16 protein-coding genes are annotated in these 23768 nt (G+C 64.4%); 5 read left to right on the forward strand and 11 right to left on the reverse strand.

Annotated elements, in window-relative coordinates:
• The coding region (locus ABDW57_RS14435; RefSeq protein WP_343730876.1) for a hypothetical protein at window positions 1–831 on the forward strand (831 nt) is incomplete at its 5' end.
• A gap of 235 nt (window positions 832–1066) precedes the next feature.
• Entirely contained in the window at window positions 1067–1267 is a 201-nt protein-coding gene (locus ABDW57_RS14440; protein ID WP_343730877.1) for a hypothetical protein, read from the forward strand.
• Here ABDW57_RS14440 and map read toward each other — a convergent pair.
• Window positions 1213–2022 carry a type I methionyl aminopeptidase gene (map, locus tag ABDW57_RS14445; protein ID WP_343730878.1) on the reverse strand — a complete coding sequence of 270 codons (810 nt, stop codon included), beginning with the start codon at window positions 2020–2022 and terminating at the stop codon, window positions 1213–1215. The genes ABDW57_RS14440 and map overlap by 55 nt on opposite strands.
• Window positions 2019–2231, reverse strand: a complete 213-nt coding sequence (locus ABDW57_RS14450) for a ParD-like family protein (RefSeq protein ID WP_343730879.1) — start codon at window positions 2229–2231, stop codon at window positions 2019–2021. Before ABDW57_RS14450 ends, map begins: the two co-directional genes overlap by 4 nt.
• A gap of 194 nt (window positions 2232–2425) precedes the next feature.
• On the opposite strand from ABDW57_RS14450, the gene ABDW57_RS14455 reads away from it, so the two are divergent.
• On the forward strand, window positions 2426–3118 hold the full coding sequence (locus tag ABDW57_RS14455; RefSeq protein ID WP_343730880.1) for a response regulator transcription factor: 693 nt from the start codon (window positions 2426–2428) through the stop codon (window positions 3116–3118).
• A 92-nt stretch (window positions 3119–3210) separates the two neighbouring features.
• The gene (locus ABDW57_RS14460; RefSeq protein WP_343730881.1) at window positions 3211–5706 is read left to right on the forward strand and encodes a cellulose binding domain-containing protein; all 2496 of its coding nucleotides are present in this window, start codon (window positions 3211–3213) and stop codon (window positions 5704–5706) included.
• Here ABDW57_RS14460 and ABDW57_RS14465 read toward each other — a convergent pair.
• The 8 genes from ABDW57_RS14465 to ABDW57_RS14500 form a co-directional block, all read right to left on the reverse strand.
• The gene (locus ABDW57_RS14465) at window positions 5703–6989 is read right to left on the reverse strand and encodes an MFS transporter (RefSeq protein WP_343730882.1); all 1287 of its coding nucleotides are present in this window, start codon (window positions 6987–6989) and stop codon (window positions 5703–5705) included. The two genes, ABDW57_RS14460 and ABDW57_RS14465, sit on opposite strands and share 4 nt — an antisense overlap.
• Before the next feature lie 62 nt (window positions 6990–7051).
• Entirely contained in the window at window positions 7052–9772 is a 2721-nt protein-coding gene (locus ABDW57_RS14470; protein WP_343730883.1) for a bpX6 domain-containing protein, read from the reverse strand.
• Window positions 9762–11459 (reverse strand): hypothetical protein, encoded by a 1698-nt coding sequence (locus ABDW57_RS14475; protein ID WP_343730884.1) that lies wholly within the window; start codon window positions 11457–11459, stop codon window positions 9762–9764. The genes ABDW57_RS14470 and ABDW57_RS14475 overlap by 11 nt, the downstream gene beginning before the upstream one ends.
• Window positions 11460–11539: 80 nt before the next feature.
• Window positions 11540–11956 carry a hypothetical protein gene (locus tag ABDW57_RS14480; RefSeq protein WP_343730885.1) on the reverse strand — a complete coding sequence of 139 codons (417 nt, stop codon included), beginning with the start codon at window positions 11954–11956 and terminating at the stop codon, window positions 11540–11542.
• On the reverse strand, window positions 11956–13092 hold the full coding sequence (locus ABDW57_RS14485; RefSeq protein WP_343730886.1) for an AAA family ATPase: 1137 nt from the start codon (window positions 13090–13092) through the stop codon (window positions 11956–11958). Before ABDW57_RS14485 ends, ABDW57_RS14480 begins: the two co-directional genes overlap by 1 nt.
• A 55-nt stretch (window positions 13093–13147) precedes the next feature.
• Window positions 13148–15031 carry an EAL domain-containing protein gene (locus ABDW57_RS14490; RefSeq protein WP_343730887.1) on the reverse strand — a complete coding sequence of 628 codons (1884 nt, stop codon included), beginning with the start codon at window positions 15029–15031 and terminating at the stop codon, window positions 13148–13150.
• Window positions 15028–15540: a YfiR family protein gene (locus ABDW57_RS14495; RefSeq protein WP_343730888.1), complete on the reverse strand. Its 513-nt coding sequence runs from the start codon at window positions 15538–15540 to the stop codon at window positions 15028–15030. The genes ABDW57_RS14490 and ABDW57_RS14495 overlap by 4 nt, the downstream gene beginning before the upstream one ends.
• Window positions 15530–17530 (reverse strand): TonB-dependent receptor, encoded by a 2001-nt coding sequence (locus ABDW57_RS14500; protein WP_343730889.1) that lies wholly within the window; start codon window positions 17528–17530, stop codon window positions 15530–15532. The genes ABDW57_RS14495 and ABDW57_RS14500 overlap by 11 nt, the downstream gene beginning before the upstream one ends.
• A gap of 177 nt (window positions 17531–17707) precedes the next feature.
• On the opposite strand from ABDW57_RS14500, the gene ABDW57_RS14505 reads away from it, so the two are divergent.
• Window positions 17708–23053, forward strand: a complete 5346-nt coding sequence (locus ABDW57_RS14505; RefSeq protein WP_343730890.1) for a tetratricopeptide repeat protein — start codon at window positions 17708–17710, stop codon at window positions 23051–23053.
• Here ABDW57_RS14505 and ABDW57_RS14510 read toward each other — a convergent pair.
• Complete coding sequence (locus tag ABDW57_RS14510) at window positions 23050–23730, reverse strand: Fe2+-dependent dioxygenase (RefSeq protein WP_343730891.1); 681 nt, start codon at window positions 23728–23730, stop codon at window positions 23050–23052. The two genes, ABDW57_RS14505 and ABDW57_RS14510, sit on opposite strands and share 4 nt — an antisense overlap.
• Between the last annotated feature and the right edge of the window lie 38 nt (window positions 23731–23768).

Here is a 23768-nt window from a genome sequence, read left to right on the forward strand (position 1 = left end):
CACCGGAATCTGCACACAAAGCGCCTCAAAGGACCTGGAGCCTGGGGTGATCAGCAGCCGATCCGCTGCCCATGTCGCTATTTTTCAGCGCCACCTCCGGGATCTCCAGTTATTCGAGGTGCCCCATTGTTGTTGAAGGCTTGGAATGAGGTGGACTTAAATGGAATCGAACAGCATGCCGTTGCTTGGCATTCTCAGGAACCGTTTTCAAGTCGGCCTATTCAATTGCTGTCATCTTTATACGCTTATAGGGGGTCTCATATCCCTGCCCTAAAATGGCTGGAAGCCGGTTTGAAAACCGACCCTACTGACCAAGGCCTTTTAATTAATTTGGCGTTTGTACATGCGAGCATGGGAAGCGAAGATAAGGCAAAGTCAACGTTGAAACGATTACGCCAAATCTATGGCAGAGAAATCGAACCTTTCGCAATTGCTACCGAAGGACTGCTAGCGTATCAACTGCAGCAATTTACAGAAGGCGATAATTTATATACGCAGGCAGCCACTGAATTTTCTAAACGCGGCGACCCAGCCCTTGGAGCTTTTTGTCGGCTGAACCAAGCTTTTTTGGCTGCTGAGCGACACCATCCCGCGAGCGTCACCGTGGCTAAAACTGCGTTTGAAGAGGTTCGATCTCATCCCAGCGCAGATTCTCACATGCTATTGAAGATTAGATTCCCGGATCAAAAAATGACATTGCCGGAAGAGACGCAAGAATTGCGTAAGCTCACGCAGTGGACGTTTGATAGGAAGAGCAACGCATTAATAGAAAAACCTGGTGTAACCGCTAAAAATGCAAAACCACTCATCATTCTAGGGGACGATGACTGAATAAGTTTTATGTGAGATCCAGTCGTAGTGTTGACGATCACCAGTAGGCACTAGCGTGGAATGCCACATGACTATTTTGTGGTGTCAAACTTTATTACTGCAAGATTTTGAGGTCAAAGTGGCCAAACTAGTTGAGTGTCAAACTATATTCTTTTGGCTCTTGCCCGTCCAATGACTTAAGTTATTGATTTTTAAAGGCCTCAAGTGTCACACTTTATTCCGCGTGCACAATTGCGTGAAGGCTTATTCGCTATGGGACCTGAGCGGCAGCTATGCGTTCAGCAAGAAGCTCAAGCTGCGCCTGGGCGTGATCAATATGTTCGACACGCCGCCGCCATTCACCAACCAGTCGCGCTACTTTGAAGTGACCTGGGACCCGACCTATGGCGATCCGCGCGGCCGCTCGGTGTTTGGCAACCTGCAGTACAAGTTCTGATCCTCGTCCGGGCGCAGGGTGAGCACTTGCGCGCCGTTGCGGGTCACCGCCACCGTGTGTTCGAACTGGGCCGAGAGCTGGCCGTCGCTGGTGACGACGGTCCAGCCATCGTCTTCGGTATGCACCTGGTGGCGGCCGGCGTTGAGCATGGGCTCGATGGTGAACACCATGCCTTCGCGCAGGATCAGGCCGGTGCGCGGGCGGCCCCAGTGCAGCACCTGCGGCGGTTCGTGCATCTCGCGGCCGATGCCGTGGCCGCAGTAGTCGCGCACCACCGAATAGCCGTGGCGGCGCGCATGGCGTTCGATGGCGTAGCCGATATCGCCCAGCTGCGCACCCGGGCGCACCGCGCTGATGCCCTTCCACATTGCTTCGTAGGTGGTTTGCACCAGCTGTTGCGCTGACTGCGACACAGTGCCCACCAGATAGGTCTTGCTGGAGTCGGCGATGTAGCCATTCTTTTCCAGCGTGATGTCGAAGTTGACGATATCGCCGTCGCGCAGGATGTCCGAGGCGGACGGCACGCCGTGGCACACCACGTGGTTGCGCGAGGCGTTCAGGGCATAGGCGTAACCGTACTGCCCCTTGCTGGCCGGACGCGCCTTGAGCTGGTTCACGATGAAGGCATCGACCCGGTCATTCACTTCCATGGTCGACCTGCCGATCAGGTCGAGCTTGTCCAGATCGCCAAACACGCTGGCCAGCAACTGGCCCGCTTCGGCCATCAAGGCGATTTCTTCCGGCCGCTTGGTCATACCGGGAGCGCCCTCAGCGCCTGCGCGTCCACCCCGGCCGCGCGCAATTCGCGGCTGACGATCTCGTTGAAACTCTGCGTCGGATTCATCTCGCACAGCATGCCGATCTTGATCCAGAACGCCGCCTGCGCGTTGATCGAGCGGCAGCCGACCGCGCTGGCCTTGCGGATCTGGTCGTGCAATTCCTCGTCGATGTTCACAATGCCCATACTTCACCTCAATATACGAAACGTATATGGAGTATATATTCATCTGGACCTGTCTGGCAAACGCGGCTAACACCCGGGCTTGGATTTATAAGACAAACTGCAGTTTGCTAGCATTGCTGTTACCGCTGCTACTGTGGAGCGCGGCTGCGTGGCTACGCTGCCAAGCCTGTTCTTCCCTGTTGCCGATGTCTTCCATGATCCGCATTCTCATCGCCGATGATCACGCCATCGTCCGTGGCGGCACGGTGTTATTGTTTGGCCAGACCGACGACCTGACCGTGGTGGGCGAGGCCAGCCACGGCGAGCAGTTGCTCGATCAGCTGCGCTGCACGCCCTGCGAGCTGGTGCTGCTGGATATGTCGATGCCCGGCCTCAGCGGCATCGCGCTGATTCAACAGGTGCGCGCTGCGGCCCCCACCCTGCCGATGCTGGTGTTGAGCATGCACAGCGAGACGCTGCTGGTGCAGCGCGCGCTGAAAGCCGGCGCCAACGGCTACATCACCAAGGACAGCGATCCGGAAGCCCTGTTGCTGGCGGTGCGCGAGGTGGCCGGCGGCGGCCGCTATCTTGCGCCCGGCCTGGCCGCCGAGCTCACGCCCGGGCAATACCTCGATTGCCACAAAAAACTGTCGGCGCGCGAGCAAAGCGTGTTCCAGCTGCTGGTGCTCGGCAAGACGGTAAACGAGATCGCCGCGGCGTTGTCGATCACCAGCCGCACGGTCAGCGCGCACAAGGCCAGGCTGATGCAGAAGATGGGCTTCCAGAGCAATGCCGTCATGCTGCGCTATGGTCTGCTGCATGCCGTGGCGGCGTCCCGCTGCCTCACCCAAACTCAGGAAAACCCTACAGCATTTTCAGAATCCCGCAGTGTCCGTCCCCATCAGTAATTCATACCATTGCTCGACGCCGGCTTCGGCGGTTCTGCCGCGGGCGCGTCCGGCGGCGCGAAGACAACTCAGCATATCAAGGGGAAAATTTCGTGACTGTGAAACCAATCTGCGCGCTGCTGTCGGCAGCGCTGTTGCTGGTGCCTGTGGCCCAGGCCGAAACCTATAAATGGGATGCGATCGCCATGGGCGGCGGCGGTTTTGTGACCGGCGTGGTGCCGGCCAAATCCGAGCGCGGCGTGGTCTATGCCCGCACCGACGTCGGTGGCGCCTACCGCTGGGACGCCCACAACGAGCGCTGGCTGCCGTTGCTGGACTGGCTGCCGGACAGCCGTGTCGGCTTGCTGGGCGTGCTGTCGATCGCGGTCGATCCCAAAAACGCCGCCAACCTGTATGTGATGGCCGGCACCAGCTACTTCAACAACGGCAACAGCGCCATCCTGCGCTCGATCGACTATGGCCAGACTTTCAGCCTGGTCGACGTCAGCGCGCAATTCAAGGTGCATGGCAATGCCGGCGGGCGCCAGAATGGCGAACGCTTGCAAGTCGATCCGGGTGACAGCCAGGTGCTGTACGCCGGCACCCAGCAGGATGGCCTGTTCAAGAGCACTGATGCCGGCGCCAGCTGGAACCGGCTGACCTCGCTTCCGGTGACCACCACCGCCAATGGCAACGGCATCAGCTTTGTGCTGCTTGATCCTGCCAGTGCTAACAATGGCGCTGCCAGGCGGCTGGTGGTGGGCGTGTCGCGCTGGGCGTCGGTGGGCGCCAACCTGTATTACAGCGGCGACGGCGGCGCCAGTTTCTGGGAAATCAAGGGCGGCCCCGCCGACCTGATGCCGCAGCGCGCGGTCATCTCGCCGGACAACAAGTTGTACATCACCTATGCCAACGGCGCCGGCCCGTCCCCCAACAAGGATTTGTATGAAATGCTGGATAAGGGCCAGATCTGGGAGTACGACATCGCCAACTACCGCTGGACCAATGTCACGCCGGCCGGCATCGGCGGCCCGTTCGGCGGCATCAGCATGGACCCGAACAACCCGCGGCATCTGGTGGCCTCGACCAGCGGCGCCTGGATGGCGCAAAACGGCAACTGGGGCGATCATGTGTTCACCACCAGCGACGCCGGCCGCAATTGGGTGGACGTGGTGCAACGCGGTTTCGCGATCGACAGCAACGACATGGACTGGAGCAGGAACGTCGGCATCCACTGGTCCGGCGACGTGCAGTTCGATCCGTTTGACACCAAGAGCGCCTGGCTGATTTCCGGCAACGGCATCTACCGCACCACCGACCTTGAGGCCGCGACCACCACCTGGCGGTTCGACGTCAAGGGCATGGAAGAGACGGTGCCGTACCAGGTGATCAGCCTGCCGAACTGGGGGCCGACCGTGACGGCGATCGGCGATTTCGACGGCTTCCTGCAATGGGACCTGAGCAAGTATGGCTGGCGCCACAACCCGTCGATGGGCAGCACCACCAGCCTGGTCAGCACGCCGGATGCGCGCCTGCTGGTGCGGGTCGGGACGGATATGTACTATTCCACCGATAAGGGGGCGAGCTGGACCAAATCGAACCCGCCGCAAGCCACGCGCGGCACGCTGGCGCTGTCGGCCGACGGCGCGGTGTTGCTGCACAGCCCTTCGGACAAGAATGACAGCACGCACACCTATCGCTCGTCCGATTACGGCAACAGCTGGACCCTGGTGGACAGCATCAAGCTCAGCAACGCTTTGCCGGTGGGCGACCCGGTCAATCCGAAGAAGTTTTACGTCTACGATAACGCCGCCGGCCGTATGCTGGTCAGCTATGACACCGGCTGGACCTTCTGGCCCACCAGCGCCGCGCTGAAAGTCGGCGGCGAGAAGCGCATTGCCGCCACTCCGGGTGCCGAGGGCGACCTGTGGGTCTGCCAGGGCGACGGCGGGCTGCTGCACACCACCGACAGCGCGCAGAGCTTCACCAAAATCCCGGCCGTCAACGCCTGCGACGCGGTCGGCCTGGGCGTGGCGCCGTGGGGCGGCGACTATCCCACCGTGTACATCGCCGGCACGGTGGGCGGCGTGCGCGGCGTGCTGCGCTCGGTCGACCGCGGCAACACCTGGGTGCGCGTGAATGACGACGACCACCAGTATGGCGGCATCGGCAACGCCAGGCTCATCACCGGCGACAGCAATGTGTTTGGCCGTGTGTACATGAGCACGGTGGGACGCGGCGTGGTCTACGGCCAGCCGGCCGACGACGGCGACGTGGCGGTGACGGCGGCCGGCGGCAGCAGCGCGTCCTCGGCCAACAAGTGCGAGTATGTGGTCACCAAGTCGTGGCAGGGTGGATACACCGCCGAAATCCGCATCACCAACAACCGCCAGAGCGCCGTCAATGGCTGGAGCGTGCATTGGCGCTACAGCGACAATTCGGTGGTGGGCAATGCCTGGAATGCGGCGTTGAGCGGCTCGGCGCCGGAGTACAGCGCCACCGCCAACCAGAGCTGGAACACCGTCATCGCACCGGGCGGCACCGCCACGGTTGGCCTCAGCGTCACCGGTGCGGTCATTCCGGCCGTCACCGGCGACGTCTGCAACTAGTCCTGCTCGGGGATCGGCGCTGACACCAGGAGGTGGTACGCCATCGCTCCGCCAAAGGCGATGGCGGCGCCGGTCAGCAGTGCCGGCACGAAAGACCAGCCCTGCGCGATGTAGCCGGTCAGCACCGGCGCCAGCGCGCCGCCGAGGAAGCCGCCGAAGTTCTGGATCGCGCCCAGTGAAGCGATGCGGCTGGGCGGCGCCGCCACTGTGGCCAGCGACCACGCGCAGGCCGACGAGGCATTGGCCAGGAAAATCACCATGGCGATGCACGCCACCGCCAGCACATTGCTTTCCACCAGCGCCGCCGGGATGGTGAACGCCACCATGCCCAGCATGGTGGCCACCACGGCGTTGCGGCGGCCGCTGATGGGCGAGGCGGCGTGCCTGACCACGCGGTCGGACGCCCAGCCCGCCACCAGCGCGCCGGCAAAGCCGCACAGGAACGGGATCGCCGCCGCGATGCCGGCGTAAGCCAGGTCCATATGGCGCTGGGCGCGCAGATAGCCGGGCAGCCAGGTCAGGTAGACCCAGTTCAGGTACACCGAGCCAAAGAAACCCAGCATCATTCCCCACGTGGTCCGATGGCGGAACAGCGCGCACCAGGCGGCAAAGCTGGTGGTGGGCTTGGCACCGTCGCTGGCGGCGACTTCCAGGTAGGCGCGCTCTTCGGCGCTCATCTGCGCGCGCACCGGGTCGCGGTACAGGCTGACCCACACCACGGCCGCCACCATGCCCAGCGCGCCGGTGACGAAGAAGGCCCAGTGCCAGCTGGTGGCCAGGATCAGCGGCGGTAAGCACAGCGGTGCCAGCGCCATGCCCAGCGGCGAGGCCGAGTTGAAGATGCCGGTCGGCGTGCCGCGCGCACGCGGTGGAAACCAGTTGCTGACCGCGCGTGCCGCTGACGGAAAGTGCGGCGCCTCGCCGATGCCCAGCGCGATGCGGGCCAGCACGAAATAGCCGAAGGTGGCGGCCAGCCCGCCGGCCGCCTGCGCCAGCGACCACACCAGCAGTCCGATGCCGAGCAGCCAGCGCGGCCCGATCTTGTCGACCAGCGCGCCGACCGGCAGCTGGCACAGCGCATAGCTCCACGAAAACGCCGATAGCAGCAAGCCCATCTGGCCAAGCGAAAGGCCGAGGTCGGCCCGGATGAATTCATTGGCGACGGCCAGCGTGGCGCGGTCGAGGTAGTTGATCACACCGCAGACCACCAGCAGCACCAGCGTCAGGGTTTGGCGGCCGCGGATGCTGCCTGGAGCGGCTGGGGGGACGGTGGGAGTATGCATGCGGCCATCGGAAAGTGGTGAATGACCGCGAGTATAGCTGCCGCTTCTCCAACCAGAAAATTTCACAGTGTTAGCGTATGAATGGTGCTGTCCTCGCAACTTATGTCGACTATGCGTCCGGCCTGATCGAACAGCAGGATATGGCCGCCACTTACGACGGAGCGCGCAAGCCGAGGGAAGTCCAGCCTGACCTGTGCCAAGACGCGGCTGGAGCGCAGATCGAAAGCCTGGCAGACCAACTGTTCATCATTCGCGTAATCGTGGATCATCAGCATCGCACCGCTAACACTAACTGCCGGCGCTGCGGCAGTGGATCGCAACGGCAGTTTGAACGGCGCGGTTCCGCTGCCCATATGAATGTGCATGATGGCTGCCGTGCTATCCGCCTGGTGCAGGTATAGGGCCATCGGTACGTCACGCTCACTATGCGGCAGTAACTGCCACACGCGCTCCGGTTGCGGAAAAATATCGCGCTGCATCAGGCGGCGCGACGGCAGGTGATAACGCCACTGCTGCAATTCGTTGGGATTGGCAAGCAGCAGAGTTTGCAGCTTACCGTCGTCTGCCATGGCGCAGATTTCCCCTGGCAGGTCGGCGATTTGCCAACTCACCGCCAACTGGTCTTTGCTGGTATCAAGAGCAACCAGCCGGTTATCAATGACGGCGTTCCACAACAAGCCGTCATACTGTGCCGCCCAGAAGCGCAGCGGTTGCACTATCCAGTCCGAAACCCGGCGCGAGATCAGATCGATGCGGCTGACGCGCCACATGGCATTGCGCTGTACCAGCGCCAGTGCGCGCTGGCCGCCTTCGGCCAGCACCAGCCGCGTGGCCGGTACCGGGAACTGCATGACTTGCCTGCCGTGGCGGTCAATGCGCAGCACGCCGGCTTCGCCCAGTGCCAGCAGGTAATGGCCGTCGGGCAAGCGGTGCGCATCATGGATGGTCATCAGGCCGCGTTCTTGTTGATGCAGACAGAGCCGCTCAGAACGTGCCGCCAGCGCCAGCGCAGCGCGTCCCGCTTCCAGTTTGAACTGGGGCAGGTCGACGCGCAAGGCCGCATTGCCGGACAGGTCCAGCAATTTATTCAGTGCCTGTTTGTCAAGCTGGTTTTGCCCGGCCATGCGTTCCGCCAACAACGGTCGCAGCAATTCGGTGGCGATACGCCGGGTTGCCGTTGAATGGGTGCTCAGGCCCAATAGTTCCGTTGCCAGTTGCCAGCGCCGCTGGGGACCATGCACGCTGTGGTCGCTCAACAGTTGCAGAACATAGGCTTCGCTGGCAGCGAGGCTGTCCGGCATCAGCGTCAGTTTGCGCAGCAGCGCACGCGTGCCGAGCATGCCGCCGGCGTGTTCCGCCTCCAGTAACCATGTCAGAGCTTGCTCGCGCTGGTTTTCCAATGGCCAGATGGCATCTGCTGCCTCGCACAGGCGGCCGCGCTGGGCGAGGTCTTGTGCCCACCACACGCGCATCGCCGCAGCCTGTGGATTCTTTTTATTTTCCAGCAGTGTGACTGCGGCGCCAAAGGTTTGCGTCAACCGCGCCAGATGCATGACGCGCTCGGTGTTCCCGGCCAGCAGCCAAAGGCGTACTGCGGTTTCCGCCGGTAGTACCAGCGTCTCGGCCAGTTGAGCCGCTTGCGTCAGACGTTCCTTGCGCTCCAGGTAATCGACGGCCTCGGCGTGGCATTTCAGCAGCTCGGCCAGGACATAGGCGGCCTCGTCGATTTTGCCTTCGCGATCCAGCCGTTCAAAGGTGCGGCGGTAGGTCACGCGCAGATGCTCGCGCAGTTGAACGTTGAGGCCGATGCCAACGCTGATGCCATCATGGGCACCGATCTCCAGGCTGGCGCGCGGACGTGGCGTTCCCATGGCGGGCCGATCGGCCGGCTTGCCATCGAGCGGAATCGCATGGCGCAAGCCTTCCTGCATATTGCCTTGCTCCAGCAGCTCCAGCATCTTTCGCAAATACAGGGCTTGGCGCCAGCCAACCACCTTGGCTGCTCCGCTGAGGACGGCCAGCCGCGCAGCAAGCGCGCTTAGTCGCTTTGCCAGCGGTGACAAGCCGGCACTGTTGCGCGCTGCGCTCACCCGGCCCTGCTGGTCGGGACGGAGCCCCTTGTCCGTCGAGCGGCCCCATCCCAGTAAACCTGCTCCCCAACCTAACAGGCCCATCGAAGCGCCAGCGAGCAGGCCGAGCACACCCAGTGCGGCGACGGCGCCTTGCAGGGCGTGGCTATGATGGCGTGTGGGGTGTTGCAGTTTGCGCAGCATCGCTTCGCGTCTGGCGCTCGCTGGCGGCACCTTGTCCCCGAACACCGCACGCAGCGGCACCGCAGGTTCTGGCTGTGTCCCCATATCGTGCAGGCCGGTTTGCGGTGGCCCCAGCGGCATGACCAGCGGCAGCATATCCAGAGCCAGCCAGGTCGATGGATCGATGCATGGCACGTGGGCCAGCGAAATCAGATGCGCGTGCGCGCCCTGCACCAGCCAGATGCAGGAAGGTGGGGTGGCTCCCCGTTCATCCTGAGCCAGCGGTGCGCTGCTGAGCACGCCGTTTTCCTCGCATAGCGGCAGACCGTTCATGTTGGCGCAATGGGCATGGCGTGGCGTGCCCAAGATCAGCAGCAGACCGCCGTGCACCTGATACAGGCGCGAACCCGGTGTCCAGTGCCCCAGCACGCGGCACCGTGCGGCTGCCTCCCCAATGATTTCCAGATCGAACCATAGGGCATGGATGTGTTGCATGGCCTCGTAGAGTGGCCGACGGATTTTAGGTTGCATCCTGATCTCCCTGCGCGCTGATTTGCAGCAGCACCTGGTCGTCATCGATGCCGCGCACGATGACCGTGCTGGTGCGTGCGGTGATCCAGGCCATCCGCCGGCTGGCAGCATCGAAGCTGGCCTGCTGTATCGCTTCAGTCGAGGTGGCCAGCTCGTAGCGTGCGCCGCGTACCCGCAACTCCAGGCGCTGGCGGCCGGGATGCAGCACCACCAAGCCCGGATTGGGATTCCGTACACTGATTGCGACCCCCAGCACGGTGGCACCGTCATCGATTTGCACCACGCTGCCGTCACCGCCATACGCTACCCACCAGTCGGTATCCGAACGCTGGATCGCCAGCATCATCCTGCCAGAATGGTCTGAATGATGTTTGCCGCCAAACCACAAATGTGTCCCTTGATGGCCCACATAGGTGAACTTTTGCGGCCGCTCCTGCCAGATTTGCCATTGGTATAGCTGGATACCTTCACCTTCCAAGCAGGCAAATTGCACGGTTTTGCCAAAGTCGATGATCCCGATCACGTTGCTGGCGACCGGATGGAATGCCAGTTCCGGCTGTGCGCTGCTGATTTGCCAGCAGACCAGCTGTTTTTTGGTATCGAGCACCAACACGCGGTTTTGTCCCCGCTGCTGCATGAAGAACAGCGGCAGCCAGCGCGACATTCCGGGCGGTGCGCGGAATTGCTCCATCTCCGGCCGCGGCGCGCTTAATGTTCTACCGGCAAACAACGGCCCGGGCAGATTGTGGAAAAACAGCTGGTGGTCCACCGCGCGGATGTATGACAGCTTGGGCGTGAGCAGGCCGGCCGCCAGAATCATGCCTTTGCCCGGCGCCGCCTCGCTGCGCGATTTGCCCGGTTGGGTACCGGATGATGACGGCACATGATAGGTCATGGCGCCGCCATTCAATTGGGCTACCGCGAGCCGCTGACCATTCATGCCGAAGCGCGGCGGCTGTGCCCGTGAGGGCTTGTGGGAGACCTGGCGCACAACCCCCGCCGGGACGGGCGACGCGACCAGTAAGCGCAGCAGGCGCACGCAGTCGTTCGCGTCCGGAAGATCCAGTTTGAGCTCCTGCCTGGTGTCGCGCTGGTGCAATGTGATGTCGAGCTGCCTGGCCAGCAAAGCCGGACGGATCAGCGTGCGCATGCAGGTCCGCTGCGGCAGCGTCAGGCTGGCAGCGCCAACCAGCCAGCAATCCTGCAACACAGGGGGCAAGGCGGTTTGCCATTGATCGGCGGCATCCGACGGCGCGGCCAAGGTACGCGCTTTGATCAGCTTTTTCAGACCGCTGGCATCGCTCACTTCGTGGAGCGTGCCCGGCTGCTGCCAGACGCCCCAGCGGAAGCGGGCGCCGGCCTGTTGCGCCCGTCGTGCCAGCAGTATAAATAACGCCACTTGCGCCAAGCGCGGTTCGCCCAACTGGCTCAGGCCAGCGTCAAACAAGGCGATGCTTTCCAGTGAGCGCTGGTGCATTGCTGGCTCGGGCCCGGTGAACAACAATTCACCGCTGCCAGCGCGGCGCAGAAATTCATCCGGCTCGGCGTCGGCATATGCCCATTCGGTGATCAGCAAACGCTCGTAGTGACCGCGCCTGACGATGTTGCCCACACCGGCGGGCTCGCTACCGCTGCGCAGCGTGGCCGGATTCAGCCGGCCTACCAGCGGATGCAAGCGCAGCAGCATGTCACCCAGTGTCTCAGCCAGATCGGGAGGCAGCAGCGCCAGCCAGGGCGCCCACGGTTCCAGTGCGGCAGGTAATTGCATCAGCCGAGTTCTCCGCTTAGCCAGTCCAGCCTCGCGGTCGTCAGCGGCAGCGCCTGTGACAGCGGAAGGATATGTTCCGGCGCATGCCATAGCAGCACAGGCCGGCTGTCGGCGCGCCGTAGCAGCGCGTCCTGCACCAGGTCCAGTGGCAAGGCCGGCGCTGTATGGGTGGGCAGCCACAGTGCCGGTGCACAGGCTTCCGGCGCACAATAGCGTACGCCGTCCAGCCAGGGCAGTTCGGCAGTGGGGCCAAGAATTACCAGCAGATCACGCGTAGCCACGGCCGACAGCCGAAGCAGGCTGTCGGCGTCGCGCTGGCGTAGCAGGGTTAGCACGGCGCCGGCTAGCGCCGCCTTCGCCACCACGCCAGCCGGCGTGGGAGCACTGATACGTGGTTGCCAGTGCAGTTGCGGCATCAGCTTGCGCTTGCCGCATACACAGCGGAGCCCAGCGCTGCCACCAGTTTTCCGCGGCGCGGAGCCAGGTCGGCCGGCAGCTGCGTGGCATCGAAGTTGGCGTCGATTTCGCGCAATAGGGCTTCGACGGCGGGTACGGCGGCGTCGGCTTGCATTAATAGCAGATCGGCGCTTTCCACCAGGCGTGCTACGCGTGCTAGCGGTTGCTGTGCGGCTTGCTCGACGACGGCTTGCAGCAGCGGGTGGCGCGCTTCCGCCAACACCTCGCGCAGCACTTCGCGCGCGCTCTGCTGCCCGCTCGCGGTGGGAATCACGTACAGCAATGGCCACAGGTCGGCGCCGGTGGCCGCTTGCCGCCCGGCCAGCACGGCGGCGGCGGCAATCAGTTGCTGTGCCTTGACGATGCGGCGATCCGATAGCTGGATGTTGGCCTGACGCAGTTGGCGTATCGCATGCGCCAGCGCCAGCCGCACGCCGTCCATATCGACCAGAGGAACGGCCTGGTTCAGCACATCCAGGCTGGAGATGTCGGCCAATACCGTCACCGGCCGTTGGCTCACCTGCCAACCGCCGGCCAGCAAGTCCTCCAGCCGGTTGTCCGGCACCGCCTCGACAAATACATGCAACAAGAAGCGGTCGGCAAAAGCGGCCAGGCCTTCATCTTCTGGCAGGCCGTTAGCGGCGCCCACGCATACCCGCAGGGGGCAACGGATACGGGTGTGTCCACGGCGGAACTGCCTTTCGTTGAGCACACCCAGTAAGGTGTTGAGAATCGCGGTCGATCCAAGGAAGACTTCATCAAGGAAAGCGATTTCTGCTTCTGGCAGCATGCCGGCGATATCGGTTTCCACCAGACCTTCGCGCAGTTTGCTCAGGTTGACTGGACCGAACAGTTCCGATGGCTCGGTGAAGCGGCCTAGCAGGTATTCGAAATAATTACCGCCCAGGCTATGCGCCACGCGCCGCACTACGGCGCTCTTGGCGGTGCCTGGCGGACCGATCACCAGTACGTGCTCTTGCGCCACAGCTGCAAGGATCATCAGCTCTGCCAGTTGGTCGCGGTTGATCAGGCCGGCTGTGGCTTCGCGGATCGCAGCCCGCAAACGTTGCGCTGCAAGCTCAGGAGTGACGGTCATAGATTTGCCTTGATGGTCATCGATTTATTATTTTATCAATAAAACGATCATTGCATCAAGGAAACGCAGAAATCGGCGGTTTATTGCTTGCGGCCAGATAGCGGGCGGCGAAGTCCTGCGGCGGCATCGGTTTGCCGAGCAGGAAGCCTTGCACCATTTCGCAGCCGGCCGCGCGCAGCCAGTCCAGTTGCGCCTGGTCTTCCACGCCTTCCGCCACCACCGACAAACCGAAGCCATGCGCCAGCGCCAGGATGGCGTGGATCACGGTCTCGCCGCGCTGCGGCAGCAGTTGCACGAAGCTGCGGTCGACCTTGAGCTGGTTGATCGGGAAGCTTTGCAGATAGGCCAGCGAGGAGTAGCCGGTGCCGAAATCGTCGATCGACAGGCGCACGCCCAGTGCCCGCACCGCCTGCATGAAGGCCACCGCGCTGGCCACGTCTTCCATCAACACGCTTTCGGTCAGTTCCAGTTCCAGCCGTTCCGGCGGCAGCCCGCTCAGGGCCAGGGCGCGCATCACGTCGTCGATGAAGCCGGGCTCGCGCAGCTGCCGCGCCGACATGTTCACGGCCAGCGTCAGCGGCGGGGCGCCGGCCGCATCCCAGGCCATCACCTCGTGGCAGGCGCGGTGCAGCACCCAGCTGCCGAGCTGCACGATCAGGCCGCTGTCTTCGGCAATCGGGATGAACTCGGCCGGCGACACCAGCCCGTGCTCGGGATGGCGCCAGCGCAGCAGGGTTTCCACCCCCACCAGCGCGCCGCTGTGGCAGTCGAACTGCGGCTGGTAATGCAGCGCCAGTTGCTGCTGGTCGATGGCGTGGCGCAGTTCGCGTTCCAGCGCGGCGCGGCGTTGGGTGGCGGCGGTCATGGCCGGCACGAATTCGGCCAGGCGGTTGCGGCCGCCGTGCTTGGCGTGGTACAGCGCGGTGTCGGCGCTGCTCACCAGTTCGGTCATGCTGTGGGCGTCGTCCGGATACAGGCACAGGCCGACACTGGCGGTGGCAAAGAATTCGCCGCAGTCCAGCTGGAACGGCCGCTGCAGCGCCTGCGTGACCTTGGCCGCCACCGCCAGCGCGGTGGCGCGGTCGGGCACCGGCCAGGCGATGATGGCAAACTCGTCGCCGCCGATGCGGCCCACCAGGTCGGTCGCGCGCACCGCGCCCAGCAAAGCGGCCGCCACCTGCTTCAGCAATTCGTCGCCGGCGGCGTGGCCGGCGGTGTCGTTGACCACCTTGAAGTTGTCGAGGTCGACCAGCAGCAGCGCCAGTTGCTGGCCCTGGGCCTGTGCGCGTTCCAGGTCGACCGCCAGCCGCGCGTAGGTGGAATGGCGGTTGGGCAACCGGGTGACGTGGTCGGTGTGGGCCATGTAGTCGAGCTTGCGCTCGGCGGCCGCCACCCGCGCCCGCGTCTTGCGGCTGAGCGCGGCCACCACCAGCATGGCCAGCAGCGAGGCCACGGCCAGCAGGCCGAGGTAACGCAGCATGGCGGCGCGCACGCGGCTGGTGCTGGTCTGCAGCACGATCTGGCCCAGCGTGGCGTTGCGCAGGCGCACCGTCTCGGTGACGGTGACCACGCCGTCCGGGCTGCTGTCGGCGGGCGGCTGCTGCGGCGGCAAATGGCTGTCCGGATAGGCGAACTCGGCAAACAGCTTGCCATCCTTGTCGTAGATGCCGATGGCGCGCAGGCCGGGCTCGTAGCGGAAGGCGCGCAGCACGTCGCGGGCGGCCTCGCGGTCGCCAAACATCAGCGGCGCGGTGACGCTGTCGGCCACGATGGCGGCCTGCACGCGCGCGCCCTCGGTCAGCGAGTGGCGCATGTCGAGCAACTGGTAGGCGATCAGCACCACGCCGGTGATCACCAGCGCGGCCACGGCCGCAATCATCTGGCTGGTGCCGAGGGCGCTGGCGATGGGCACCGGTGTCAGGTCGGGCGTGCGTTTCATCGGACGTTCCTTGCCAGCCGCAGCAGGCGCGAGCTGAAATGCAGGCCGGCGCGCGCCGCCTCTGCCGTATCGATATCAAAGCGCAGGTGCTGATCTTCCTCGATCAGGGCCACCGCGCCAGCGTAGCCGTTCCTGGGTTCGTCGACGATGACCAGGGTGCCGTTGCCCAGCTCGGCGGGACGCGCACCGCCGCCGCGCAGCACGGCCACGTCGCACTGCATGCCAGGGCCGGCTTCCAGCACCGCCAGGCGGCGCTCGCCCACCGGCTTGCCCTGCAGCTTGCGCAAGCTCTGCCCCAGCGCGTGGCCGCTGCCGACGCAGACATTGAGCGGCCGCGTGGCGGGCGCGGCGGCCGCCGGCCAGACGGTGAACTGCGCAATGTTGTAGACGTAGGCGGCCTTGAGCGCGGCGTCGTCCGACTGCGCCCAGGCGCAGCGCGCCAGTGCCAGCATGGCCAGCGCCATGCTGTAACGCAGCCGGCGTCCCTGGGGCCTGAAATCAGAACGCATAACCGAGCTTGGCAACCACGCTGCGCCCTTCGCGCGGGATCGCCTGTTGCACAAAGGCCGGCCCGGCCGGATCGGCATAGCGCTGGTTGGCGGCGTTGTAGAAGCTGACCGACCAGTCCAGGCCGGCTGTGCGACGGCGCGCCGGCAGCAGGGTCAGGTTCCAGCTGCAGTAGCCGGCGGTGGTGGCCTGCTCGGTCAGGCGACGCGCCACGCACTGGCCCTCGATGCCCAGCCGCAAGGCGTCGCCCGGCAGCGGCGTGGTGGCGTTGAGCTTGGCCAGATGGCGCGGCGAATTGACCAGGCGGGCGCCGTCGCCGTCGCGGGCGCGCTGCCAGGCATAGTTGGCGCGCAGCCGGGTGCCGCCGGCGAACAGGCGCTCGGCCGACAGCTCGATGCCGTTGGCCGAGGCGCGCTCGGTATTGTCGAACATCAGCAGGCCGTCATCGCGCACCGTCTCGGTAATCAGCCCGGAAATGCGGTAATGGTAGGCCGACACCGACAGCTTGCTGTAGGCGTCCGGCTGGCGCTCCCACACCAGCTCGTGGGTGGAAATTTCCTCGGCGCGCAGGTGCGGGTTGGCCGCCAGGCCGCCTTCGCCCACGCCGACCGCGTAGTACAGCTCGTAGGCATTGGGCGAACGGTAGGCGGTGCCATAGATCAGCTTGAAGGTATCGATGGCGCTGCCCTGCCACACCAGCGCCGTGCGCGGGCTGAAACGGGTGCCGGTGATGCTGTCGCGGTCGTAGCGCAGGCCGGCGTTGACGATCACGGCAGGCGTCAAGCGGATCTCGTCTTCCACATAGGCGCCGACACGGCTGTCGGCACGGCGGTCGTCCAGCCGCTGCTCAAGCGGGCCGAGGTCAAAATTGAACTGGTCGCGGCGGGCGTTGCGCTGGGCGTCGAGGCCGATCGCCAGCTGGTGCCCGCGGACGCCGGTCAGGGTGGCGTTGAGGTTGAGCGCGTACCATGCCGCGTGGTCGCCGTCGACGTTCTGGCGTGGCTGGCCTTGCAGGTCCGGATACCAGCCCACGCCGAGGTAATCGGCGCGGCCCCATTCCGCCCGGCCCGACAGCGCCACCTGCTCGCTGGCGGCCACGTTGTAGGACAGGCTGGCAAAGCTTTGCGTATCGCGCGTGTAGTTGGGCGCATTGAAGACGGCGCCGAAGGAGGCGGTCGGCACGCCTTTCACGCGGTTGTTGTAGCCGCTGCTGAAGGTCCAGCCGCCGTGGCTGGCCTTGAAGAACACACCGTGGGTACGCTGGTAGTCCAGGCCCTCGGCCAGGCCGCTGTTCTGTTCCGGCGTATCGAATTCCGCCGCATACAAGGCGTCGCCGCGGCGCCGGCTGGCATTGACGGATAACAGCACGTCGGTGCCATCCTGGGCATGGTAGCCATAGCTGGCGCGGGCGCGCCGTTCGCCCTTGCTGCCGAGCGAAAACGTGCCTTGCGGCCCGCTCATGGCGCTGCCGGCCTTGGTGATGACGTTGATCACGCCAAACAGCGCGTTGGAGCCATACACCGCCGCGCCCGGGCCCGGCACGTATTCGATGCGCTCCACCAGATCCATGTCGACCAGGCTGTCGCTGCCGATCGAGGCCTGGTCATACACGCTGTCGTTGACGCGCACGCCGTCAATCAGCAGCAGGAAGCGGCTGTCGTAGTCGCCCGGGCGCAGGAAGCCGCGCGCGCCAAGATAATCGTAATTGCGGTCGCTGGAGAGGTACAGGCCGGGTAGCGTGGCCAGGGCGTCGCCCAGGGTGCGCCAGCCGTGCTCGCGCACATCCTGCGAGGTCAGCACCGCCACCGCCGACGGCGCATCGCTGGTGCGCTGGGCGAAGCGCGAGGCCGAGGTCACCATGGTGACGTCCATCAGGCTTTCCAGCGGCATGGCGCTGAGTTCATCCTGTTCGGACACCTCGGACGCCTGCGCGGGGCAAGTCTGGACAAACAACAGGAGCAGCAAGCTGCGGAGGCGGTCGGAGGAATTCACAATCTGGCTTCAGAAACATTGGCTTATGGAAAAGCATGTTACTCGCTACCGACCCGTAAAACGCCGTTCTGTAACATTTTACAAACTTAGTTGTGCGCCGTTGCAACAGTGATGAGTAGTTGACCACGGGAAATTCCGTGGCTACACTAACCTGTTAGAAAAAAATTAATTCCATCTATGCGCTCCACTCCAGTTGCCCTTGCGGCCCTGATACCCGCCGTTGTTATTGCCGCACCTGCCGCCAAACTTGCCACGGAAGCGGCCGGCTTTACCCGCAACGCGGTGCTGCCCAAATGGGCAGCGCCGCTGGCGGAAATCCCGCCTAGCGAGCGTACTGATCCGGTGGTGATACGCCTCAACGAAACACAGTCACTGGTCGGGGCCAGCTCCGCCACGTTGTACAACCGCGCCATCCAGGTTAACGATTCGAGCGAATTGGGCGCCATCGGCCAGTATGCGCTCAGCTATTTTGCGCAGTACCAGAAGCTGGTGCTGCACCGGGTCATGATTTTGCGCGGTGCGCAGCGCATTGACCGCACCGCCAGCGTCCAGATCCGCCCATTGCAGCGCGAGACCAGCATCGAAAGCGGCATGCTGGGCGGGGCCACGACCCTGCAACTGTTGTTGGACGATGTGCGCATTGGCGATACGTTGTGGATCAGTTACACCGTCGAGGGTGAAAATCCGGTGTTTGGCAAACAGTGGGCCAGCGACTACAACTGGGACGCCGGCATGCCGGTGGAGTTGCGCCGCGTCACCATTACCTATCCGCGCAATCGCCCGCTGCAATGGCGTCAGCTGGGAGATTTTCACAGCGCCAGGATTGCGCCGCAAATTGAGCAGCTCGGCGAGATGACACGCATGCGCTTTGAAGGCCGCGCGCTGGATGCGGTGGAGGGCGAACCATCGGTGCCGTCCGATTACCTGCCAGCGCGCGTGCTGCAGGTCACTGAATACCGTGACTGGAGTGAGGTGGCGCAGTGGGCGAACGGTCTGTTCCCCAGGCTGCCAGCCAGCCCGGCCCTCAAAACCCTGGCGCAGCAGTTTGCCGCCGAGGCCGATCCGCAGGCGCGTGCCGCCGCCGCGCTGCACTGGGTGCAGAATGAGATCCGCTATTTCAGCGTCTCGATCGGGGAGAATTCACATCGCCCCCAACCGCCGGACGTGGTGCTGCAGCGGCGCTACGGTGACTGCAAGGACAAGAGCTACTTGCTGGTAAGCTTGCTGCGCGAACTTGGTGTACAAGCACAACCAGTGCTGTTGTCGGCCAATGCGCCCAGGCTGGCGGCCAAGCTGCTACCCTCGCCCAGTTGGTTCAACCACGTGATCGTGCAAATCAGCATTGATGGCCGAGATTACTTTGTGGACCCGACCCGCATCAATCAGCCGGAACCGCTGGCGACCATGCCGATCGCTTTCCCCGGCGGCCAGGTGCTGCCGGTGGACGCAGCCGCGCAGGGCCTGGCCACCATTCCCGAGCGCAGTGACAGCCTGCCGACCTTTGAGCACAACGAAGAAATCACTATTGCCGATTTCAGCGGCGCCGCCATCCTGGTCACGCGCGACGTCTACCGCAGTACCTATGCCGACGGCATGCGCACCTATTACACGCGCCTGTCGGTCAACGAGCAAAAGAAGAGCGTGCTGTCCAGGTACGAGAAGCTCTATCCGGGGGTGAGCCTGGACGGCGTGCCGGAATACCGTGACGTGGTGGCCGACAACCGTATCGAAGTTCTCAGCCGCTACAAGCTGCCGAAAGCGGTGGTCGTCAAGGACAAGCGCTATCAGGTGCAGTTCAATAGCCAGGTGCTGGACGGTACGCTGGGCATTCCGTCCAAGCTGGTGCGCAATTTCCCGTTTGAGCTGGCCGGCGGCCGCTACAGCGGCCGTTACCGCCTGCGGGTGCACTGGCCGGAGCAGGTGCGGCGCAACGATCCGCGCCATGTCAAGATGCTGGACAACCCCTACTTCCAGGCGCGCGAGGAATTTGCCCTGCGCGGCAGCGACATGGATTACCTGGTGGATTTTCGCCTCAAGCAGCGCAGCGTGCCGGCTGCCGAGTTGCCGGTGCTGGAGGAGCAATCCAAGCTGTTGCAAGAGTACGCGGAAGGCAACGTGCGCATTGAGCAAGCGTCCCTTGTGGAGCCCAAGTTGCAGACCTATTCCATGCGTGACCTGGAAAGCCTGTCCGACAGTTATGCGGTGGTAGAGCGTAGCGCCCAACTGAAGGCTAAAAAAGACGCCGAGATTTCTCTGACCGACGCTTGCGACTACGTCAACCACCAGTATGGCCTGGAGGAATTCGTCGGCGCCGAGGCCATCACTCTTGGCCTGCGGCTGGAAAAGCGCGTCACCGGCGCCCCAGCGCAGGCAGGCATGGGCGCCTGCCTGGCCGAGCTGTGGTTCGCGCGCGGCAAATCGCAGGCGGCAATCGATGCGCTGGCCGCCGATCCGCTGAAAAACGATGCCAGTCCTTTACTGCATGAGCTGGCTTGGGCGCAGTTCTACACCGGTGACCGTGTGGCGGCTGTGGCCACCATGGGGCGCTACCGGGCCGCGCGCGAACTGGCCGCCGGCGGCATGACCGATGCCGCCGATGCCGCCAGCCAGATCGCCCTGCTGCAGCGCGCCGGCCAGCCGTTGCCGCCGGCGCTGGAGCAATTTGCGCGCGAGCTGCCGGATGGCCCGTGGCCGCGGCCGGTGCTGGCAATGCAGCTGGGCCTGCTGACGCCGGAACAGCTGCTGCAGCAAGCCGAGGCCATGCGGCGCGACAGCAAGGCGCTGGCGCTGAACGAGGCGTGGTTTTACATCGGCCAGCAGCGTCTGCTGGCCGGTGACCGGCCAGGCGCGCTTGCGGCGTTCCGCTGGCTCAACGGCAACGGCTTGCGCAACCATCTGCTGCAACGCCAGGCGCAGCGCGAGATCAATCTCGACTTCCGCAGCGACCGCCATGCAGATGCCGGCATGAAAGCCATGCTGAACAAGGATTACGCCGGCGCCGCGGCGGCCTGGCGCGAAGGCGCCGCAGCCGGCAACGCCAGCAGCCAGCATGGCTTGGCATTGCTGGCGATAAGCGGCCAGGGCATGCCGCGGTCGCTGGAGCAGGCGCGTCAGTGGGCCCAGCAGGCGGCTGACCAGGGCAACGCAGAGTCGCAAACCCTGCTGGGCCTGATGATGCTGTACGGCGAAGGCGGCGCGAAAGACAGCGCCAGGGGCCTGGAGCTGCTGGGCGCGGCCGGCGCCAAGGGCGATGCCAAGGCCCAGTACGAACTGGGATGGCGCTATCGCTGGGGTGATGGCGTCAAGCAGGACTACGCCCAGGCGCTGCAGTGGCTGCAGCAGGCCGCTGATCAGGGGCACGATGGCGCCATGGCCCAGCTGGGGGCGATGTACCGCCATGCCGAAGGCGTGGCCAAGGATTACACCCAGGCAGCATTCTGGAACCAGCGCGGTGCCATGCACGGCAATGCCCATGCCGCCTACAACCTGGGGCTGGCGGCGCAACAGGGCGAAGGCCAGGAAAAAGACGAAGCGCGCGCGGCCATCCTGTTCCGCGCGGCAGCCGAGCGTGGCTATAGCGATGCGGCGGTGGAACTGGGGCTCATGTATGAAACGGGACAGGGCGTGGCGCAGAGCTATGCCGAGGCGCTGTCGTGGTATCGCCGTGCCGCCGAGCAGGGCAATATGTACGGCCAGAAGAATCTCGGCAATTTTTACCAATACGGGCGCGGCGTCGGGCGCGATCTGGACATGGCCGAGCGCTATCTGCGTCAGGCCGCCGAGCAAGGACACCGCAGCGCCATGACTGCGCTAGGCTATCTGTACGACAGGCAGCGTCAGCGTCCGGAGCTGGCCATCCCGTGGTACGAGAAAGCGGCGGCGCAACGCCAGCCTGACGCCGAGTTCAACCTGGCCCTTGTGTATGAACAGGGGCGCGGCGTCCAGGCCGATCCGGTCAAGGCGCTGGAATGGTATCGCCGTGCAGCCGAGGACGGCGACCTGGATGCCCAATACGCGCTGGCGCAAGCGCTGTTTTATGGCGACAACATCGCACAGGATCAGGCGGAAGCGGCCGTGTGGTACGCCAAGTCCGCCGCGCAGGGACTGGCATCGGCGCAGGGCAAGCTCGGTGAAATCCTGCTGTTTGGCTGGGGCGTGCCGGCCGACAAGCCCAAGGCGGTGACGCTGCTGCAGCAAGCGGCCGGACAGCAATGGCGTGACGCCTATGTTGCGCTTGGCCATGCTTATGAGGCCGGCCTGGGCGTGCCTGCCGATAAGGCGCAAGCCATCGTCTGGTATGAAAAAGCGCCGGATGTGTTGAAGGCGCAGGTGCGCCTGGGTTTGCTGTACCAGCAGAGCGGACAACAGCCGGAACGTGCCCGCCAGCTGTTGCAGCAAGCCGATGCGCAGAGCTCCCCGGCCGGCTTCGCCAGCCTGGGCCGCGTCTACCGTTCGGCCGGCAACAAGACCAGGGCCGAATGGGCCTACACGCGCGGGTTGGAGCTGGCCGAGCGCGACCCGGCCACCCAAGATGCCTACCTGCGCGACTACCTTGCGGTGGTGGCCGAATTTTACCAGTCCATCTACCAGTTCGAGAAAGCCGAGGTGCTACAGCGCCGCCAGCTGGTCCTGACCGAAAAGCTGTACGACGCCAGGTCGCCCGAACTGATGCGCGATGTGGAAGAGCTGGGCGATCTGTACCAGAACCTGGGCCGCTACGCCGACGCCGAGGCGTTTTACCTGCGCGTGCTGGCGCTGAAGGAATCCGTCTATGGCGCGCGCAGTAAAGAGATGGCGGCCATGCTCGACAGCATCGGCGGCTTGTACGCCGTTGCTGAACAGTTCGACAAAGCAGTCGACTACACGCGCCGTGCGCTGGCATTGAACGAGGCGATGGATGATCCGGCACTGCAAGCCACGTTGCGTCACCTGGCCGGGGTGATGCTGCGCAAGGAGAACTACGCCGAGGCGGAACGACTGTTACAGCGGTCGCTCGCGATCCAGAAAACCCGGCCCGGCAACGAGCGCGTTGAGGCTGCCACCCTGAACACGCTTGGCGTGGTCTATGACAAGCTACGCGATTATGACAAGGCCAGCGCGGCCATGGAACGCGCGCGGGCATTGAAGGGCAAAACCGGTGAACCGGATGGGCTGAGCCAGGCCGCCTTTGTGTGCAACCTGGCCAGCATCCGCATCGGCCAGCAACGCTATGCCGAGGCTGAGGCGCTCTTGCAGGAGTCATGGACGCTGCGTACGCGCGTGCTGGGCGATGACCATCATGAGCTGTCCTATGTCCTGTACGCGCAGGGCCGGCTTTACAAAGGACAGCAGCAATATGCCAAGGCAGCAGCGGCCCTGCAACAGGCGTTAAAGCTGCGTGAAAGCACGCCGCTATATGGCGCCACCGACGTGGCCGAGATTTTGCTGGAGCTGGGCGAGGTCTATCGCCTGCAGGGCCAGACCGCGCAGGCCGAGCCGCTACTGGCGCGTGCCCGCGATCTGCGCGCGCGCATCCCGCTCTAGACCTCGCTCCACTGGCGCAGCAGGTTGTGGTAGTGGCCGGTCAGGCCGACCAGTTCCGGGCTGTCGCCGATGCGTGCGCGCAGGCTCTGGATGTTCTGGTCGAGCTCCAGCAGCATGCTGCGACGCATGTCGTCGCGCACCATGCTTTGCGTCCAGAAGAACGAGCAGATGCGCGCCCCGCGCGTGACCGGCTCGACCCGGTGGATGCTGGTCGAGGGGTACAGGATCAGGTCGCCGGCCGGCAGCTTGACCTCGTGCTCGCCATACTGGTCGGTGACGATCAGTTCGCCGCCGTCGTATTCCTCCGGATCGCTCAGGAACAAGGTGCTCGAGACGTCGGTGCGCACCCACTGGCCGCTGCCGGGGATGCGGCGCATGGAGCCGTCCACGTGGGCGCCGTAGTGCTCGCCACCGGCGTAGCAGTTGAACAGCGGCGGGATGGTGCGCAGCGGCAGCGCCGCGGCAAAGAACAGCGGGTTGTTGGCCAGCGCCGTCAGGATGATCTGGCCCAGCTCCAGCGCCAGCGGCGCGCTTTCCGGCAACTGGCGGTTTTGCTTGACCCTGGCGCCCTGCTCGCCCACGGTGGCGCGGCCGTCCACCCAGGGCGATGCATCGAGCCGGCGCCGTATGTCGGCCACCTGCTCGCGCGTCAGTACGGCGGGGATGTGCAGCATCATGGTGAAACTCTCCTCTACAAACGAAAAGCCCCGCCGGT

The organism is Duganella sp. (assembly GCF_039595735.1).
Taxonomy (GTDB): Bacteria; Pseudomonadota; Gammaproteobacteria; order Burkholderiales; family Burkholderiaceae_D; genus Rugamonas.

Coding starts and splice junctions, on each gene's coding strand:
- ABDW57_RS14495 (WP_343730888.1), bottom strand. CDS start 15,540: ATGCGTTCTGATTTCAGGCCCCAGGGACGCCGGCTGCGTTACAGCATG.
- ABDW57_RS14485 (WP_343730886.1), bottom strand. CDS start 13,092: ATGACCGTCACTCCTGAGCTTGCAGCGCAACGTTTGCGGGCTGCGATC.
- ABDW57_RS14475 (WP_343730884.1), bottom strand. CDS start 11,459: ATGCTGCTGCGCTTGCATCCGCTGGTAGGCCGGCTGAATCCGGCCACG.
- ABDW57_RS14480 (WP_343730885.1), bottom strand. CDS start 11,956: ATGCCGCAACTGCACTGGCAACCACGTATCAGTGCTCCCACGCCGGCT.
- ABDW57_RS14510 (WP_343730891.1), bottom strand. CDS start 23,730: ATGATGCTGCACATCCCCGCCGTACTGACGCGCGAGCAGGTGGCCGAC.
- ABDW57_RS14465 (WP_343730882.1), bottom strand. CDS start 6,989: ATGCATACTCCCACCGTCCCCCCAGCCGCTCCAGGCAGCATCCGCGGC.
- ABDW57_RS14490 (WP_343730887.1), bottom strand. CDS start 15,031: ATGAAACGCACGCCCGACCTGACACCGGTGCCCATCGCCAGCGCCCTC.
- ABDW57_RS14455 (WP_343730880.1), top strand. CDS start 2,426: ATGATCCGCATTCTCATCGCCGATGATCACGCCATCGTCCGTGGCGGC.
- ABDW57_RS14505 (WP_343730890.1), top strand. CDS start 17,708: ATGCGCTCCACTCCAGTTGCCCTTGCGGCCCTGATACCCGCCGTTGTT.
- ABDW57_RS14470 (WP_343730883.1), bottom strand. CDS start 9,772: ATGCAACCTAAAATCCGTCGGCCACTCTACGAGGCCATGCAACACATC.
- map (WP_343730878.1), bottom strand. CDS start 2,022: ATGACCAAGCGGCCGGAAGAAATCGCCTTGATGGCCGAAGCGGGCCAG.
- ABDW57_RS14450 (WP_343730879.1), bottom strand. CDS start 2,231: ATGGGCATTGTGAACATCGACGAGGAATTGCACGACCAGATCCGCAAG.